This is a genomic window from Flavobacteriales bacterium (assembly GCA_016704485.1).
GTDB lineage: Bacteria > Bacteroidota > Bacteroidia > Flavobacteriales_F > PHOS-HE28 > PHOS-HE28.
The window spans coordinates 1268207-1287393 of the sequence record JADJAA010000002.1 but is presented as its reverse complement, the minus strand read 5'-3'; the positions used below and the strand labels follow the sequence as shown (position 1 = coordinate 1287393).

The 19187-nt window shown below is 50.3% G+C and carries 12 protein-coding genes and 1 tRNA gene; 5 read left to right on the top strand and 8 right to left on the bottom strand.

Annotation, left to right across the window (positions count from 1 at the left end; translation table 11 throughout):
* The first annotated feature begins 128 nt into the window (after positions 1-128).
* Positions 129-3416: an N-6 DNA methylase gene (locus IPF95_16660; GenBank protein ID MBK6476317.1), complete on the top strand. Its 3288-nt coding sequence runs from the start codon at positions 129-131 to the stop codon at positions 3414-3416.
* 363 nt (positions 3417-3779) lie between these two features.
* On the opposite strand, the gene IPF95_16655 is transcribed toward IPF95_16660, so the two are convergent.
* Positions 3780-3853: transfer RNA gene (locus IPF95_16655), tRNA-Asp, on the bottom strand.
* Positions 3854-4167: 314 nt separating this feature from the next.
* Between IPF95_16655 and IPF95_16650 the strand changes: the two genes are divergently transcribed.
* On the top strand, positions 4168-4533 hold the full coding sequence (locus IPF95_16650; protein MBK6476316.1) for a TfoX/Sxy family protein: 366 nt from the start codon (positions 4168-4170) through the stop codon (positions 4531-4533).
* A gap of 7 nt (positions 4534-4540) precedes the next feature.
* Here IPF95_16650 and IPF95_16645 read toward each other — a convergent pair whose 3' ends face one another.
* Positions 4541-5485: a DUF58 domain-containing protein gene (locus IPF95_16645; protein ID MBK6476315.1), complete on the bottom strand. Its 945-nt coding sequence runs from the start codon at positions 5483-5485 to the stop codon at positions 4541-4543.
* A gap of 373 nt (positions 5486-5858) precedes the next feature.
* Between IPF95_16645 and IPF95_16640 the strand changes: the two genes are divergently transcribed.
* Positions 5859-10247, top strand: coding sequence for a M36 family metallopeptidase (locus tag IPF95_16640; protein MBK6476314.1), 4389 nt, complete (start codon positions 5859-5861; stop codon positions 10245-10247).
* Between the two features lie 185 nt (positions 10248-10432).
* Here the strand turns inward: IPF95_16640 and IPF95_16635 are convergent, their stop codons facing one another.
* The 4 genes from IPF95_16635 to IPF95_16620 form a co-directional block, all read right to left on the bottom strand.
* Entirely contained in the window at positions 10433-12007 is a 1575-nt protein-coding gene (locus tag IPF95_16635) for a GMC family oxidoreductase (GenBank protein ID MBK6476313.1), read from the bottom strand.
* Positions 12008-12029: 22 nt separating this feature from the next.
* A complete protein-coding gene (locus IPF95_16630; protein ID MBK6476312.1) occupies positions 12030-13178 on the bottom strand; it encodes a T9SS type A sorting domain-containing protein in 1149 nt (382 codons plus the stop codon).
* Positions 13179-13426: 248 nt separating this feature from the next.
* Positions 13427-13747 (bottom strand): thioredoxin, encoded by a 321-nt coding sequence (trxA, locus tag IPF95_16625; protein MBK6476311.1) that lies wholly within the window; start codon positions 13745-13747, stop codon positions 13427-13429.
* 173 nt (positions 13748-13920) lie between these two features.
* The gene (locus tag IPF95_16620) at positions 13921-14118 is read right to left on the bottom strand and encodes a hypothetical protein (GenBank protein MBK6476310.1); all 198 of its coding nucleotides are present in this window, start codon (positions 14116-14118) and stop codon (positions 13921-13923) included.
* 70 nt (positions 14119-14188) lie between these two features.
* Between IPF95_16620 and IPF95_16615 the strand changes: the two genes are divergently transcribed.
* Positions 14189-14428 (top strand): type II toxin-antitoxin system ParD family antitoxin, encoded by a 240-nt coding sequence (locus IPF95_16615; GenBank protein MBK6476309.1) that lies wholly within the window; start codon positions 14189-14191, stop codon positions 14426-14428.
* Entirely contained in the window at positions 14425-14733 is a 309-nt protein-coding gene (locus IPF95_16610; GenBank protein ID MBK6476308.1) for a type II toxin-antitoxin system RelE/ParE family toxin, read from the top strand. Before IPF95_16615 ends, IPF95_16610 begins: the two co-directional genes overlap by 4 nt.
* 84 nt (positions 14734-14817) lie before the next feature.
* On the opposite strand, the gene dnaE is transcribed toward IPF95_16610, so the two are convergent.
* Both dnaE and IPF95_16600 read right to left on the bottom strand, forming a co-directional pair.
* The gene (gene dnaE, locus IPF95_16605; protein ID MBK6476307.1) at positions 14818-18444 is read right to left on the bottom strand and encodes a DNA polymerase III subunit alpha; all 3627 of its coding nucleotides are present in this window, start codon (positions 18442-18444) and stop codon (positions 14818-14820) included.
* A 223-nt stretch (positions 18445-18667) separates the two neighbouring features.
* Complete coding sequence (locus tag IPF95_16600; GenBank protein ID MBK6476306.1) at positions 18668-19135, bottom strand: OsmC family protein; 468 nt, start codon at positions 19133-19135, stop codon at positions 18668-18670.
* Positions 19136-19187 lie beyond the last annotated feature (52 nt).

The window sequence follows — 19187 nt, the reverse complement described above, 5'->3', positions numbered from 1 at the left end:
TCAGGCTTCTCGATGAAGAATCGCACGCTTGCTCGTGAGTTTCTTTTTAGTCAGTTCAGCATGTAATAGTTTCACCTCTGCGCTTTGCTTATTGGCACGCTCAACAACGATCCAACATTTATAGGTTCATGACGACCGCAGAATACATCTCCGCGCTCAATACACAGTACCGCACCGGAATCGCTCGGGAGCACGCCTACAGAGGAGACTTACAACAGCTGCTGACAGCCTTGTGCCCAGGAATTTTGGTAACGAACGAACCCGCCAGGGTAGCATGTGGAGCACCTGACTACATCCTGACCCGCAAACAGATCCCCGTGGGCTACATCGAGGCCAAGGATATCGGAGCGGATCTGGACAGTAAGAACTACAAGGAGCAATTCAAACGATACAACGGCTCGCTGGACAATCTGGTGATCACAAACTACCTCGAGTTCCGTTTCTATCGCAATGGCGAACCCACTGCGAGCATTCGCATCGGTGATGTGGCCAGCGGTAAAGTAAAACCGCTTCCTGAAGAGTTCGACAAGTTCAACGCCCTCATTGCCGACTTCGCGGCATGGCAGGGCCAGACCATAACCAGTCCGAAGAAACTGGCGAGCATGATGGCGGGCAAAGCACGCTTGCTGGCCGATGTGATCGCCTCCGCTGTTGAAAGTGATGAACAAAGTCAGGCGAACACAGATCTCCGGGAGCAACTCGAAGCCTTCAAGGTCATCCTCATCCATGATATCACGCCGCGCAGTTTCGCCGACCTATATGCGCAGACCATCGCCTACGGAATGTTCGCTGCACGCTTGCATGACGCAACACCGGACAGCTTCAGCCGCGAAGAAGCTGCAAAACTGATCCCGCGGAGCAACCCCTTTCTGCGTAAACTTTTCAATAGCATTAGTGGCCCGGATCTCGATGACCGGATCGTGTGGATCGTAGATGCATTGGCGGACATCTTCCGTGCCACCGATATCGCCAAGTTGCTCACCAGCTTTGGCAAGGGTAGTGGCCGCGAAGATGCTTTCATGCATTTCTATGAAGACTTCCTAGCACAGTACGACCCAAAACTGCGGAAGAGCCGCGGCGTCTGGTACACACCGGATGCCGTGGTGCGCTTCATCGTGCGTGCAGTGGATGATATCCTTAAAGAGGAATTTGGGCTGGCAGCGGGGTTGGCGGATGCCAGTACGGTCCGCTTGAAGCGGAAGGTGTTTACCAAGGCTACAGCCGATATGCGCTCAAAAGTGAAGGAGGTCGAGGTTGAAGAGGTGGTTCATCGTGTTCAGGTTCTGGACCCCGCCACGGGCACCGGAACGTTCCTCGCCGAAGTGGTCCGTCAGGTACATGCAAAATTCGAAGGGCAGGAAGGCATGTGGCCGCAATATGTGGAACAGCACTTGATCCCGCGCCTCAACGGCTTTGAGTTGCTGATGGCGAGCTATGCCATGGCGCACCTGAAGCTGGACCTAGTGCTGCGCGATACTGGCTATGATATGGGTACGCCGCACGGTACGCCTAACCAGAAGCCTTCAAACAATGATCAACAACGTCTGCGAGTCTTTCTGACCAACAGCCTTGAGGAAGCACACAGGGATACCGTCACTCTCTGGACTAACTGGCTAAGCCAAGAGGCTAAGGAGGCCAATTCTGTGAAGCGCGATACGCCCGTGATGGTAGTACTGGGGAATCCACCGTACAGCGGCATAAGCACCAACAAGGGTGATTGGATCAGCGGACTGATCGAGGACTATAAGTACGTCGACGGGGAGCATTTCGGTGAACGTAAGCACTGGCTACAGGATGACTATGTAAAGTTCATCCGATTCGGTGAACACTTCATTGAGAAGACCGGCGAGGGTGTGCTGGCCTACGTCAACAACCACGGCTATTTGGACAATCCCACGTTCCGTGGGATGCGTTGGCACTTGCTGAAAACTTTCGACAAGATCTATGTGATCGACTTACACGGTAACAGCAAAAAGAAGGAAGTGTCTCCAGATGGCAGTAGGGATGAGAACGTGTTTGATATCCAACAGGGTGTAAGCATCAATCTTTTCATTCGATCTAAGGCATGGAAGAAAGGGATATTAGCAAAAGTGATGCACCTAAGTCTGTGGGGTACCCGCGAACACAAGAACAACCTCCTCGGAACGCAAAGCATACATTCGAACCAGTTCGAATGTATTACTCCTTCTAGTCCACAATACCTATTCGTACCAATGGACTACGCGGCAAAGCGTTTGTATGACCAAGGTATCGCCCTTGGTGATCTATTCCCGAACAATGTAACCGGCATCGTTTCCGCTAGGGATGGATTTGTAACTGACTTTGATGCAAGTAATCTGGTAGATCGAATCGCTTCGTTTGTTGATGAATCACAGACTGATGATGAAGTTCGTTTGAAGTTCTTTGGTTCTACTTCAGCAGGGAAGTATCTCGCCGGGGATTCGCGAGGCTGGAAACTACCTAAGGCAAGAAAGGCTATTCGTGGTCTTGACCATGGGACCTACGTAAGGCCGATGAGTTATCGTCCGTTTGACGAACGAGTGATGTATTACCATCCAGGAATGGTTGATTGGAGTCGAGAAAAGGTTATGCCACACTTCTTCAGAGGCACCAACATAAGTATTGCTTGGATTAGACCACAGAGCAGTGCTTATGAATTCTCATTGTTCACGACAAAACACATTACAGATCAGTGTTATGCGGGTAATAAATCGGCTGGCGCTGGCATTACCTATGCTGCGCCCTTGTACATCTATCCTGAAACAAACCAACAGACGAGCGCACTGAGCCATAGCGTGCAGCCCAACTTGGGTATCAAGTTGGTTGAGCAAATGGCAAATGGTATGGGCCTTAACTACACTTTCAATCCTGAAGAACTCTTCGCCCACGGTACGGGCAAAGCACTTCTGCCGTTGGATGTGCTGGACTATTGCTACACCGTGCTACACAGCCCGGCTTACCGTGCCAAGTACAAGGAGTTCTTGAAAAGTGACTTTCCACGTATTCCCTTTCCGAAGGATGCGAAAAAATTTCGCGCTTTGGTGCAACTCGGTGCCAAGCTGCGTAAGCTGCACTTGTTGGAAGACCCGATGGTGGAGCAGTTCATTACTAAGTTTCCCGCTGCTGGCGATAATACCGTCACACGAAAGATGAGCAAGAATAGCATTGGGTACGAGGCTACCAGCAAAGACCATGGCAAAGTATGGATCAACGACCAGCAATACTTTGCCGATGTGCCGCAAGTCGCTTGGAATTTTTATATCGGAGGTTACCAACCTGCACAGAAATGGTTGAAGGATCGTCGTGAACGCCAACTCACTTTCGACGACATCCGCCACTACCAGCGCATGATCGTAGCGCTAACAGAAACGGGCAAAGTGATGGAGGAGGTGGATAAAGTTGGGGTTATTGAGTGAGTAGAAGATGACCAACGTTAACGAAAAAAGCCCCTAAAAAAGGGGCTTTTTTGCGGTCCGGATGGGCCTTCCCTCAAGTCGGCCAAGGCCTCCTGTGGGATAAACTTCTCGCCCCATCCAGAAACGAAAAAACCCCCACTTTCGTGAGGGTCTTTTGCGGTCCGGACGTGCCTTCCCTCAAGTCGGCCAAGGCCTCCTGTGGGATAAACTTCTCGTCCCATCCGGAAACGAAAAAAACCCCACTTTCGTGAGGGTCTTTGCGGTCCGGACGTGCCTTCCCTCAAGTCGGCCAAGGCCTCCTGTGGGATAAACTTCTCGTCCCATCCGGAAACGAAAAAACCCCCACTTTCGTGAGGGTCTTTGCGGTCCGGACGGGACTCGAACCCGCGACCTCCGCCGTGACAGGGCGGCATTCTAACCAGCTGAACTACCGAACCGACTAACTAAGCTTTTCAGCGAAGCGGGTGCAAATGTAAGCGGTTGGGTCGATCCTGCAAATTTCTCGGTGCCGTTCGGTTCATTTTCGAGAGAATGTCTTTCTGGTCAACTTAATAATGTGTTTGTACATTGTTCACCATCAGCGAATTGGAGCAATACAGGCAACTCCTTAAGGTCAATTGAACATGGGGGTAGTGAACCTTCTGAATGATCAACTTGAAGCAGCGAAGGCGATCTTGCATGGTATTTCCCCAAAACGAGATGCGATCACTACGGATGTCGGATCTCAGAACTAGCTTTCAAATACAAACACATGGCCTACGATGAACTGCTTGCCCAACGGATCAAGAACGTGCTGAGCATCCTCAGCGTTGATTTCACAAGTAAGGATATGATGGGCGGTCACCTCTTTCAAGTGGATAACAAAATGCTTTGCGGGATCCACATCGATAAAAAGTACGGCGATAGCTTGTTGATGGCACGAATAGGGGAGGAAGCCTACGAAAAGGAGATCGAGAAGCCGGAATGCTTACCAATGGATTTCACCGGGCGACCCATGAAAGGCTATATTTTCGTTACGCCGGATGGGTTTCAAAATGACAAGGCACTGAAGTATTGGTTGCAGCAAACGCTGAAATTCAATCCACTAGCGAAAGCGAGTAAAAAAACGGTGACCTGAAAACAGGCTAGTAAAGCCGCGCTCGTTTCGTTAGGAATTCCAACAACAACGGCTCGAAGCCTTTGTTGATATCCGCTTCCACCAGGTCGATCCGGTATTGGCCACACTTCAACTTCAGTTGGTGCCATCGCTCCTTCATCGCGGCCTTGTACGCATCACGAACCTCGCTGGGGTGCGCCTTCACTTCCTCCTTCGTCTCCACATCAACGAAGGTGTAGGGGCGGTCCTGTAGGTCCAATTCCAACTCGTGTTTGCGATCCACCACGTGAAAGAGAATGATATCGTGCTTGTTGAAGCGCAAGTGTTGCAACGCATCGAAGACCTCTTCTTCGCGATCCTGCCCGTCCAACATGTCGCTAAGGATCACCACCAAACTGCGACGGTGCGCTCTACGAGCAATGTCGTTCAAAGCTTCTACTACGGATGTGGTTTGGCCGCGTGATGGCGCATCCACGGATAGTATATCTTCCAAATGCTGCATCAAATGCCGCAAGTGTACCGCGTTGCTGCGCGCTTGCTCGGCAATGTGGACCGAATCACTGAATGTGGTGAGACCAACAGCATCCCGCTGTTTGCGGAGCAATTGAATGAACGCAGCCGCCGCGTGTACCGCAAATTCCACTTTGTTGAACTCAATTCGGGCACCTCGACTCCGCTCGGCGACCGAATTGTCGGGGTAGTACATGCTGCTGCTGGTATCCACCACCAGTTGGCACCGCAAGTTGGTCTCTTCCTCGTACCGCTTAGTGTAGAGCTTATCCGTTCGCGCGTAAAGCTTCCAGTCGATATGCCGCGTGCTTTCACCTTGGTTATACGCCCTGTGCTCCGCGAACTCCACACTGAAGCCATGGAACGGACTCTTATGCAACCCCGCCAAAAAGCCCTCGACCACTTGCCGCGCTTTGAACTCGAGTGCGCTTAACGCCTGTATGTGTTTCTGCTCAATCGGCATGGCGCAAAGGTACCCTGCGGGAATGACCTGTAGAATTTGGAATCGTCATCGATCGAATATGCTCACAGTGGTCATTTTCTAATAAAATGACTCAGTTTCCAAACATAGAATGGATCGCTGCGAAAAGACAAGGTCCGTTCCGTTCATGATGTGACACGACTTTAATGGCACCGGAGATGTATGTTTCAAAATGCGCTAAATTGCCTCGTATCCATGGGCATTGGTCGCGTGAAAGGCAACCCTGACCAGAGATCACGTCTTCTCAACGATGTTCCAGAACCACCAAATGTTATTGATCCCAAACTCTCGATGCCTTCTGCTCTGCATTGCGATAGGCTGTTCTTCGTTGTTGGTCGCTCAGCAGGTTGACCCAATGATCACTAAACTTATTGAGGCTGAATTGGTGCCCAAAGGGTTTACGCCCCAAGACCTTTCTGATCTTGTGGTACGTGACAAATACAGTTCCCACAACGGCGCTGTAATACACACATTCTTGCGCCAACGGCACGGTGGTATCGAAGTGTTCAATGGTGATATTGCAGTACACACGAAGCAGAACGGCGAACTGATCGCGTTGAATAATGGTGCGGTGAAAGGGTTGGCTGAGAAAGTAAATTCGGTTACGCCTTCATTCTCTGCTGAGCAGGCTATGTCGCAAGTGCTCCAAAGGGAAGGACTCACTTTTAGCACGACCCAACTGGATAAGCATGATCCTGATCGCAAACGTTGGAGTTATATTGACGTTGCTTCAACGGATGGACCTATCAATGTGCAGCTCATGTATTTGGCAAAGGATCAAGAGGTGTTCCTGGTATGGGACGTTGAGTTCCAATTGCCGGATGGAAGTCACTGGTGGAAGGTGCGGATCGATGCATCTACAGGTACGGAACTGGATCGGAACGATATGGTTGCCCAATGCAGTTTTGATCATCCTTCGCATAATGATCAACCGTGTTTACCAGAGTCGCCATTTGCACCACCCGAACCTAACGATTACAACGTGTATTCATGGCCAACGGAAAGCCCGTCGCATGGGCCGCGCTCGCTTCAGAATTCACCATGGAATGCAGCGCTGAACGCTTCGCCCTATGGTTGGCACGATACCAATGGTGCGCCTGGAGCGGAGTACACGATCACACGCGGGAATAACGTTCATGCACAAGAAGATCAGAACGGTAACAATGGAACAGGGTATAGTCCCAATGGATCAGCAACACTGGATTTCAACTTCCCGATCAACCTTACACAACAGCCGAGTACATACACCGACGCCGCCGTTACCAATCTGTTCTATTGGAACAATATCATTCATGATGTGCTGTACCAATATGGCTTCGATGAGCAGAGTGGAAATTTCCAAAGCAATAACTACGGCAACGGTGGGCTAGGGAACGACTATGTGCAAGCCGATGCCCAGGACGGAAGTGGTACTAACAATGCGAACTTCGGTACACCCCCGGATGGCGCGCTGCCGCGGATGCAGATGTTCCTTTGGGATGGTTCACCACAGATCGATGGCGATCTTGACAATGGTGTTATTACACACGAATATGGTCACGGGGTCAGCAACCGTTTGGTTGGTGGTGCCAGCAATACCAGTTGTTTGTCGAACAACGAACAAATGGGGGAGGGTTGGAGCGATTTTTTGGCGATGATGATGACCATGGAACCCGGCGATATGGGTCCGGATGCCCGAGGAATGGGAACGTTCGTGGTTGGTGAGCCGATATCAGGACCGGGGATAAGACCGTCGCCTTACAGCACCTCCTTTTCAGTGAACAATTACACGTATGGCAATACGAACAGTGGCGTAAGTGTGCCGCACGGGATCGGCTTTGTGTGGTGTACCATCCTTTGGGAAGTTACGTGGGATCTGATCGATCAGTACGGCTATGATCCGGATATCTACAACGGAACCGGAGGGAACAACATGGCCATACAGTTGGTGATCGATGGCATGAAACTTACGCCGTGCAACCCAGGTTTTGTGGATGCTCGGGATGCGATCCTGCTTGCTGATCAGATCAATAACGGTGGTGCTAATTACTTGTTGCTGTATACCGCATTCGCGCGTCGCGGTCTTGGTTACAGCGCAGATCAGGGATCGGTTTATAGTAGAAGCGACCAGACGGAAGCGTTCGATCTGCCTATAGACATTAATGCCGTTTGTAACCAGATCCTAAGCCCAGTTACCGGTCAGGTGGGTGCATGTGAACCGCCACCCGATATGGTAAAAGTGAATTTCAGGAATAATGGGATCCAACCAATTGTTGATCTACCGGTGAGATACCGACTAGATGCTGGAACCGTAGTGAATGAAACCATCCAAGGCGCGCTACAGCCTGGAACTGACACCACGTATACCTTCTTGGCACCGTTGAATGCAACCAGCCTTGGACCACATGCCGTTAAGGTCTGGACCGCTGCTGTTGGTGAAGGTTACCTGTTGGATGACACCCTGCTCGTATCGTTCAATACAGTTCAGAACACTGGAGGACTGAACCTTACACTGAAGCCTGGTCCTCTTGACGGCAAGGATGCTACTATCTGGTTATTGACGACCCAGAACGGCCCCTTCGGACCCACGAACACCACCAATTATGGCGTAAACCAAAATTACTATGCGTTGGAATGGACTTGGAACAGTTCCGTGGGTCGAATTCATAGCCTTATGGAATTTGATCTGAGCAGTATCCCCGCCGGATCCACCATTCTCTCAAGTTCGTTATCACTATACGGCAATACTGCCGTTACAACCGGCGGACATTCCACGCTTTCAGGATCTAATGCTGCCAAGCTGCAGCGGATCACAAGCGCTTGGAATGAACAGACCGTTACTTGGAATAACAGACCCACGTTCACCGCTGCGAATGAAGTGGCTTTGGCACCGTCCATTTCGAACGATCAGGATTATTTGAATATCGATGTGACAGATCTGGTGAACGATATGGTACAGGACCCTGCAAATAGCCACGGGTTCCAACTTTCCACCATAACGCCGCAGTTTTACCGTGCGCTTGTTTTTGCATCCAGTGATCACCCGGATCCGATGAAATGGCCCGAATTGAAGATCTGTTACGTGCCTCCAGCGGGTACCAATGCTACGTGCCAACATGTGGTGAACCCGATGCCCGGAACTCTGGGATCCTGTGGAACACCACCGAATGAGGTAACCGTGAACTTCAAGAATAACGGATCCCTCCCCATACAGGATCTGCCTGTGAACTTCAGCTTGGACGGCGGACCCGCAGTGGGTGAGATGATCATCGGCACCATGTTACCCGGAGATGATACTACCTATACCTTCATAGCTCTACCAAATGCATCGGTCGGGCCACACGTGTTGGAGGTATGGTGTGCGGCCGTTGGTGAAGGATACCCGTTGGATGATACACTCTCCGTTGCATTCGATCTATTACCGAACAATGGTTCGGCACAGCTGATACTGAAGCCCGGACCGACCGAAGGCAAGGATGCCATTGTCTGGTTCCTCAACGATCAAAATGGTCCTTTCGGCCCTACCAATACTACAAACTATGGAAACGGGCCGAGCAATTATGCAATGGAATGGACCTGGCTCGGATCCTCTGGTACGACGAATGCCCTAATGGAATTCGACATGAGCAGTATACCAATCGGATCTAGCGTACAATCTGCTGACCTTTCCTTGTATGGTAATCCTACCTCCGTGGATGGTGGTCATTCAACGCTCTCCGGATCCAACGCCTCCAAGCTGCAAAGGATCACCAGTTCATGGAATGAACAAACCGTAACGTGGAATAACAAACCAACTGTTACCACTGCGGGCGAAGTGTCTTTAGCCGAGTCCTCCGCGCCGTTCGAGGATTACCTCGGGATCGATGTGACCACGTTGGTACACGACATGGTGCTGGATCCAAGTATAAGTCACGGGTTTCAGTTCTCCATTAGTTCTCCGGACCACTACCGAAGAATGATCTTCTCCTCCAGTGATCATCCAGACTCGCAACTTTGGCCGGAATTGAAGGTGTGTTACGTGCCTCCTGCCAAACTGAATGCGCGGGTCTTTCTTGATGGACCCTTTGAAGTGGGCAGTGCCCTGATGAGCGATGCATTGCGTACGATGAGCCTCTTACCATTGACCGAACCTTACAGCGCGCTTGGCTTTGTGCAAGTTGGTGGCGGTGGTGAAGCAACGGTACAATCGGTTCTGAATACGCCCGGAGCAAATGCCATAGTGGATTGGGTCTATGTTGCGCTTAGTCCTTCAGGCTCCGAAGCGGATATTGTGGCAACCCGGAACGCCTTGTTGCAACGTGATGGAGACGTTGTTGATATGGATGGTGTTTCGCCGGTCAGATTCATAGTACCCATTGGACAGTATCGTGTGATCATTAAGCATCGCAATCACTTGGGTGTGGTAACCAATTCCTCGCACAACATAAGCGCAACGCAGACTACGAGCATCGATCTTTCCAATGGAAGTGTGCAGGCCTATGGTATCGATCCAATGAAATTGGAAGGAAGCACCTACACGCTTTGGGCGGGTGATGTAAGCCACGATGGCTTGATCCAATACACGGGCCTAGGCAATGATCGCGACCTGATCCTTGTGGAAATTGGAGGTGTCGTACCAACCAATACCGTGGTCGGTTACTCAACAAGCGATGTGAATATGAACGGCCAGATCAAGTACACAGGCCTAGGCAATGACCGTGATCCCATTCTTCTGAATATTGGTGGTGTGAACCCTACCACTATAAGAGCGGCGCAGTTTCCGTGAGTGGTGGTTCTAACGATTGGATATGATCACCAAGATCATATAGTACTATATCTGGTCCTTGATCAAGTGTCTGGTATCCAGTAGGCTGTCCTCAAATATAGCAACTTACGAGTTCTTGATCTAAGCAAGAGCATGGTAGCTAACGGAGGTGAAAACCGCACTAGTTTTCAAGCCACTGCACCAAACTAAACCAACTCCTTCTTAGCCCGTATTTGATCCATTGCCCGCTCTGCAATGGCCGTTATCGAAAGGGCTGGGTTCACTCCTGGGTTAGCGGAGATCATGGAACCATCGATTACATAGAGATCGGCATAGCCAAAGATCTTATTGTCTTTGTCGATCACTCCTTTTGTTGCGTCTTCACCCATTACTGCACCGCCTAGGATATGTGCTGTTGAGGGTATCCCTGCAATTGTTTCCAACGCAAATGAGGTGCTCACGCCATTCACTGCTTTGCTGTATTCCTTGATCAACTTCACGGACTCAGCTATAAATGGTGTGGGTTTTTTGCCGGTACTGACCGTTGAACTCATCAACCCGAATATGTTCCGCTTGAACCGAAGCGTGCTATCCAAAGTTTGCATGAACAGGAGAACCACGGTTTTCTTCGCCCATCTGTTCACGAAATAGATCTTTAAATACCTGATCGGTGATCGCACTAAAGCCACGAGTACCTTGAACAGCCGCGTGAATCCATTATTGCCCGTAGCGTAGGGTATATGCACGAGTTTCCAGGCGTTGGAACCTTCAGCGTATCGAACTACTTCCAGGTGGCTATTTTCATCGGTATCCAAAATGCTTCCGATCGCCACACCTTTCGAGTAGTTGGTGTCTTTTTCAAGGCTCGAAACACTCACCAGGGTTTCATTATTGGTCCGTATGTCTTGGCCCAGTCTATCAGAGATGTTCGGCAACGATGTCTTCTTCAACTTGAGCAGAAGTTTAACCGTTCCCAAAACGCCTCCTGAAAAGATCACGCCTTTACTGGTGATCTTCTTGCGCTTGGTGATCAATTTCGTGCTGGTCTTTAGCGCGATCCCATAACCATTGGTTCCAGCTGCATCCTTGATCGGGCGCACATCGTATACTTCGTTTTCGGCCAGTATTTCTACTCCGTGTTGTTGAGCCAAGTGCAAGTAGTTCTTATCCAACGTATTCTTGGAATTGTTTCTGCACCCGGTCATGCATGCTCCGCAGTAGTTGCAACCGGTTCTTTCCGGGCCTTGGCCATCAAAATAGGGATCCGCCACGGTGACGTTCTCTTCTCCGAAATAAACGGCTACGTTGGTTGCGTCGAACTTATCATCCAGACCCAATTTTTTGGCTACATTTTTGAGCGCAATATCTCCATCGAACAACTTGGGTGTTTTGGCCGCGCCAAGCATTTTCAATGCCAACTTGTAATAGGGTGCCAGTTCTTTTTCCCAGTCGTGCAGGGTGCTCCAACTTCCTGTTTTGAAGAAGGTGGTTTTTGGAATGGGTAACGTGTTGGCATAGACCAACGATCCTCCACCTACGCCCGTGCCAGAGAGTACGGCAATATGCCTGAAGATGGTTAGCTTCATGATACCGAAGAAGCGTATTCTCGGCAGCCAGAGCCATTTTCTGAAATTCCAATTGGTCTTTGGAAAGTCTTTTGCGGTGTACCATTTTCCTTTTTCAACCACCAGGACCTTATAGCCTTTTTGTGACAGCCGCAAGGCACTTACCGAACCTCCAAATCCACTTCCGATGATGACATAGTCGTAATCCACTTTCATTCACGACAAATCGGTAGGTAGTTTATTGCACAATGAACTTGATCTGTTCTGAAGTCTGTGGCGTGATCACATTCATCAGGTACGCTCCGGAGGGTAGGGCTTGAACATCAATGGTTGTTGTTTGCCCCGTAACACGCCCACGTGAGACTTTTGCACCGGTAACCGAAAACGCTTCGTACGTCATTCGGTCACTGAAATGCGCAACTTCGAGGTAGAGACTTTCGTGGCAAGGAGTAGGGTACACCCGGTATGAAATGGCACTTGTAGCTGTAGGGTCATCCGTAGCTGTAGAGATCGCTGGGCATGTAACATTGGTCATGTAGGAAGATGCTGTCGAAGGCGTATCGATCCGTAATGGACAATAGCAATCGTCACCGATCAAGTATTGCTTTAACCAGGACAGCGCGATCTGGCCTACTTGACCTTCTCCTCCTGTCGGACTGTTGGCTACGGTATGTCCTGCATTGTCTATTTCGAATAATAATTTGTCCGTTGTTTCGGGTGTGTAACCGTAATGAATATCGGCATTGGATGCTGGAGGAGCAATGGCATCCAGCTCCGCACTGAAGATCAAAACCGGAACCGGGTGATTAAGATCAGCAGCGGTGGTCTGGCCATCTAACCACGGGCACAGTGCAACAACGGCCTTTAAAGTTGGGTTTGCGGCAGCGGCAAGTTGCGCACCACCACCACCCATGGACCAACCACTAACGGCAATTCTATCGAGGTCCATATTGCCCAGAAGCGGAGAAGCCGGTCGGGTGTGCTCTCCAGCAATCGTAACGATGGCATCCAAGAGCGCATCTTTTCTGGCATACGGATCATCAAAGAGGCTATTGGTACCAATGGTCATGACCACAATGCCATGCGAAGCCAAGAAAGGCCCCCAAGCTTGGATCGACGATTGCGGCGACACGTATCCAGGAACAATGGCAATACTAGCGAAAGGAGGTGTTGCGTTAGTAGGGTAGTAGATGGTAGCCCCTGAATAGTCCGGGCCATTTCTTATGCCATCAGACTCAGTAAGCGTCGCAACAGTGTATGCACCAGGATCAGCGATGGAACCCAGCGTTAACAATGGGTCGCAGTCCTGCGCCAAGACAGAGCTAGAAAGCACGGAAAGACAAAGCAAGAGGTGCATTCCGTTTACAGATTGATTCTTCTCTGTCATGTTCAGTGCTGTTTTATTGATAAGCCGAAAGGTATTGAATGTAGACGGAAAGGATCTACGCGTAGATATGAATAGCAAGATCATATACACAAGATAAGGCAATGACCGTGATCCCTTTCTTCTGAACAGTGGTGGAGTGAACCCTACCAATACAAGAGCGGTGCAGTTCCCTTGAACTAATTCTCCGCCAAAAAAAACGGACCCTGCCAAAAGACAGGGTCCGCTCTGTTTAGAATTTCAAGGAAGTCTTACGCCAATTGCCCGTCCAGCTTACCAGCCAGTTGCGCTTTGGGCACAGCACCCACGCTGCGGTCTACAACTTCTCCGTTCTTCAGGAACAGGATGGTAGGGATGCTACGGATGCCATACTTCATCGCGGTCTGTGGGTTATTGTCAACGTTTACTTTGCCAACTACGGCTTTGCCTTCGTACTCCTTTGCAAGTTCCTCTACTACTGGACCTACCATGCGGCAAGGGCCACACCATTCAGCCCAAAAGTCTACGAGTACGGGCTTGTCGCTTTTCAATGCGAGTTCTTCAAAGTTGCTATCTGTGAATTCGAGTGCCATGTTCTGTGTTTAGAGCGGTATTTACTCCTGGTTGGTTTTGATTCAATCGTGTAAAGGTGATGCACTCTGCTTCAATAGAGCCTACAACCTCAATTAGTTTTCATCGCCTTGGTGTCGGCAAAGGTACACCCCCCTGACAAGATCCTTGCCATGGAAAGTACCTTGCCATACTGTCAGTTCAATCCCCACTCAACCTCCGTTATACCATCCAACCCCCGCACCAATTCCTCCGTTACGGTAACGGTCAAACTCTTGCTGGGCGCATCAATGGCGATATTTTCGTGCTTGCTCACCAACTGTAGATTCACTTTGCATTTTTCTGGTGAACCCTTCAATAGGGTTCCAAGTTCTTGAGCTATTGCATCAGTCATCCGCTTAGCCTCGACTGCTTAGGTGTATATTCATTTTGCGTAGTTTTGAGCAAACCAGAATTAGAATACCATGGCATCAACAAGCTTGAGTTTAGGCAGTCATTGGGAGAAATATATCCAAACGAAGATCAGATCCGGGAGGTACGGCTCAGTAAGCGAGGTTGTGCGTGAGGCGTTGCGTGCTATGGAGGATCACGACAAAAAGTTGAATGCCCTGCGCGGTCATTTGGCGCAAGGAGAGAGTGATGCCAAGAACGGAAAATTCGTGAAGGATAGTTCGTTAAAGGGTTTGTTGGGCCGTTCGAAATGAAAACGCGGGAGCGTTCATATCGGATCACCGAGAACGCAGATTCCGACCTACTTGCTATCGCGAGGTATACCGAGGAACTTTTGGGTATCAACCAACGAGACAAATACCTAGGCGAACTATACGAACGGATCCAGGCACTAGCCAAGAATTGCTACGACGGCCGTCATAGACCAGAGATAAAAGAAGGGTATTATTCGTTCAACCAAGGCAAGCATGTGATCTTCTACATGATCACGGAACAGACCATCGATATTATCGGTGTTCCTCACAGCGTGATGGATCTGGAAAGCTATTTCGGTATGTAGCAAAATAGTTGCTGCTAGGAATTGATGTTCCCGAACGCTTCTGAACCGTCTTTGGCTTTCACCAAATATAGGAATTGCGGACCCTCAATTCAATCCCCACTCAACCTCTGTGATCCCATCCAACCCTCGCACCAATTCCTCCGTTACGGTAACGGTCAAACTCTTGCTGGGCGCATCAATGGCGATATTTTCGTACTTGCTCATTACGTGCAGATTCACTTTGCATTTACCCGGAGATCCCTTCAATAGGGTTCCAAGTTCTTGAGCTATTGCATCGGTCATCCGCTCAGCCTCGATCTTCAAATTGACCCTGGTAATGTATTTGTCGCGTGCATCACTTAACAGGTCGATACTGGTCAGCTTGAATTCCATTTGGCCTTCATCCCGACCCCACGTACGTGCGCTTGCTCTGCCTTTCATTAACAGCAACGTGCCCGGTACCAAGTAAAGTTTGAATTTGAGGTAGTCCTCGCTGAAAAGCATGAACTCGTGCGTACCGAAATGATCCTCCACGGCGAGTATGCCGAATTGCTTGCCGCTCTTGGCCGTGCGGTGTTCTGCTTTCGTGACGATGCCGCTGAAGGTGATATCACGACCGGCTAGTTTTTCCAGTTCTTTTAGATCGAGCAGGTTTGCGGTACACAGGTACTTGATCTCCAGCCGATGATCATCCAACGGATGGCCGCTGAGGTAGAACCCGATCACTTCCTTTTCGTAGTGCAATTGCTCCAATGCACTCCACGGCTCAATGGCGGGTAGGGTAGGTTCCGGTATGGAAGCTGATCCATCGCCAACGGCATCGAACATGCTTACCTGTGCACTTTCCACTCCATCCTGATGTTGTTGACCGTAACGGATCAAACTTTCCATGTAGGTCGGTTTGCCTTCACCGGCTGTGTAAAAGAAATGTGCACGCTGAATGCCCAATTCATCGAACGCACCCGCATAAGCAAGACTCTCGATCGCTTTCTTGTTGGCACTGCGCAGATTCACGCGGCGCATCAGATCAAAGACGTTCGTATATGGACCTTTTTCACCACTTCGTTCGGCAACGAGGGCATCCACTGCCGCTTCGCCAACGCCTTTAACCGCGCCTAGCCCGAACCGGATCTGACCTGCTTTGTTCACTGCGAATTGGTAGCCGCTTTCATTCACATCGGGCCCAAGCACCTTGATGCCCATGCTGCGGCATTCTTCCATGAAGAACGTGACCTTTTCGATATTGCTCTGTGAATGTGTAAGCACGCTCGCCATAAATTCAGGTGCGTAGTTCGCTTTGAGCCATGCCGTTTGGTAAGCCACAAAAGCATAGCAGGTGGAGTGCGATTTGTTGAAGGCATATTGTGCAAATGCCTCCCAGTCCGTCCAGATCTTGTTGCAAACTTTAGAATCAAATCCCCGCTCGGTTGTGCCTTCCAGGAATTTGCCCTTCATCTTATCCAACGTGGCACGGTCCTTTTTACCCATGGCTTTGCGCAGCACGTCCGCATCGCCTTTGGTGAAGCCCGCCAACTTCTGACTGAGCAACATCACCTGCTCCTGGTAAACCGTTACACCGTAGGTCTCCTTGAGCAACTCCTCCATCTCCGGCAGATCGTACACAATGTCCTCCAACCCCTGTTTCCGCTTGATGAAGGTTGGTATGTATTCCATTGGACCCGGCCGGTACAGCGCGTTCATGGCGATGAGGTCCCCGAAATGGTCGGCCTTCAGCTCGCGCAGGTGCTTCTGCATGCCGGCACTCTCGAACTGGAATGTGCCGTTGGTCTCCGCGCGTTGATAGATGCCGAATGTTTTCGGATCGTCCAATGGAATATTATCGAGGTCGATCGTGATGCCGTGGTTGGCTTCGATCATCCGTAACGCATCACGGATGATCGTGAGCGTTTTCAGACCAAGGAAGTCCATCTTGATGACCCCTGCATCTTCCACCACGCGCCCGTCGAATTGGGTGAGCAAGAGATCTGATTCCTTCGATGTACACACAGGAAGGATCTCAGTTAGATCGCTCGGCGCAATGATGATACCCGCAGCATGTACACCCGTGCCACGGACGGAGCCTTCCAGCTTTTCGGCATCGCGTAGCACGTCCGCAGTTGGTTCGCCACTTTCGAGGATCTCACGTAATTGTTTCACGTTCGCGAGCTCATCGCTGTTCAAATTCTCGCGCTGTTTCAATGATCCAGCGCCTTCCATGGGAGCACGGAGCAGTCGACCCAATTCAATTCCTGGTCGCTCCGGTACCAACTTCGCCAAGCGATCGGCTTCTCCTAACGGCAGGTCCATAACACGGGCCACATCGCGGATGCTGCTCTTGGCCGCCATGCTGCCATACGTGATGATCTGCGCAACTTGGTTCTTACCGTATTTGTTGACGACGTAATCGATCACTTTCTGCCGGCCTTCATCGTCGAAGTCCGTATCGATATCGGGCATGCTCTTACGATCCGGATTGAGGAATCGCTCGAAGAGCAGATCGTACTTGATCGGGTCGATGTTGGTGATACCCGTGCAATAGGCCACTACACTGCCAGCTGCACTACCACGACCTGGACCGATCAACACACCCATGGCTTTGCCGGCGTTGATGAAATCCTGAGTGATCAGGAAGTATCCACTGAATCCCATCGTACGGATGGTGAACAATTCGAAGTCGATCCGTTCTTTGATCTTCGGGTCAAGAGAGTCGATGCCCGATACACCATCGCCGAGGTAACGTTTAATGGCGCCTTCGTAGGTGAGGTGCTTCAGGTATTCATCCTGATCCGTGAAACCCGCTGGGATCTCGTAGTTCGGTAGCAGGATATCTTTTTTCAACTTCAGTAATTCCACCTTGTCCACGATCAAGTTCGTGTTGTCCAAGGCCTCTGGCAGATCACTGAACGCGCTTCCCATTTGCGCTTGTGTCTTGAAGAAGAACTCGTCGTTGTAAAATGCAAAGCGTTTGCCTTTTTGGCTCACTTCATCATCGCCATCATTCGCCTTCGGAGTGCTTTGCTTTTCACCGGTGTTAATGCACAACAGGATATCGTGCGCATTTGCATCCTGCTGATCCACGTAGTGACTATCGTTACTGGCGATGATGGGCACATTGTACTTGCGCGCCCACTGCACCAGAACTGCGTTCACCTGTTCCTGCTCTGGAATTCCGTGCCGCTGGATCTCCACATAATAGTCATCGCCGAACAGGTCCAACCACCATTTGAATTCTTCTTCGGCCTTCGTAAGGTCGGTGCCACCGCGCATGATCGCTTGCGGCACGCTCGCACCCAAACAGCAAGTAGTAGCGATCAATCCTTCGTGATATTTCTCCACCAATTCTTTGTCGATCCGTGGGTACTTGCTGTAAAAGCCTTCCATGTAACCGAGCGAACACAACTTGCTTAGGTTCTTATAGCCCTCGGCATTTTTAGCTAATAATAATTGATGGAACCGCTTGTCCTTATCATCACGCGTAAAGGCTTTTTTATGGCGATCGTTCACCACGTAGAACTCACAACCGACGATCGGTTTTACCTTGGGCGTACCATCGGGATTCTTGTGCTTCCCGGCTTCTGCCACGAACTTGAACGCCCCGAACATGTTGCCGTGGTCCGTGATCGCCAACGCGGGTTGCCCATCGTCTGCCGCCTTTTGATACAACGCCGGTATGCTGGCCGCACCATCTAAAAGTGAGAACTGCGTATGGACGTGGAGGTGCGAGAATTTCATGAACGGGAAGGGGGCCTTGGAAGGGCTACGAAGTTACCCGACAAGAGTGGGGTAGATGGGGTTGAGTTTTCCACGATCAAGGATCGTACGTGGATCACACCTCACTGATCAGTTGCAGATCACCAATGGTCTTCCAGCTACGTATGATGGACATCACGTTCAGGTTCTACTCGAAGAAATTCTTGTAGTGTTTCGTGTTACCGTAACCAACCGGGTCGCTGTTTCAAACGATCACATCGTCTTCGTAACGCACTTCAAAATTCACCGAGTTCGCAATGAAACACAATTCGTGCGCTTTGTGATGTAGTTCTCTGGCACGTTCGCGCATGGATGCATCCGCAATGGTCACCCGTGGATACAGTATCACCTCCGTCATGCGTCCGCTGCCATCAGGAAAAGTCTCCACACTACCCGTGGCTTGATCAGAGTATGCTGTAACGACTACGCCATCGATCGCACATACGTGCAGGTAACTCATCATGTGGCAAGTGCTCAACGCCGCAACGAGCATTTCTTCGGGATTGTGGCGTTCGGGGTTTCCACGGAAAGTAGGATCGGCCGAGCCCAGTATATCCGGTTTGCCTTCAATGCGGATCACATGATCACGGTTGTAGCTGCGATAATGATCAGTCCCTGTGCCTTTATTACCGGTCCATTCAACCTTTACGGAATAGGTGTGGTAGTTCTGCATTGCACAAGATCTAATTCGATAGCCTTAAAACTGTTTGTGCACATGTCCGGTC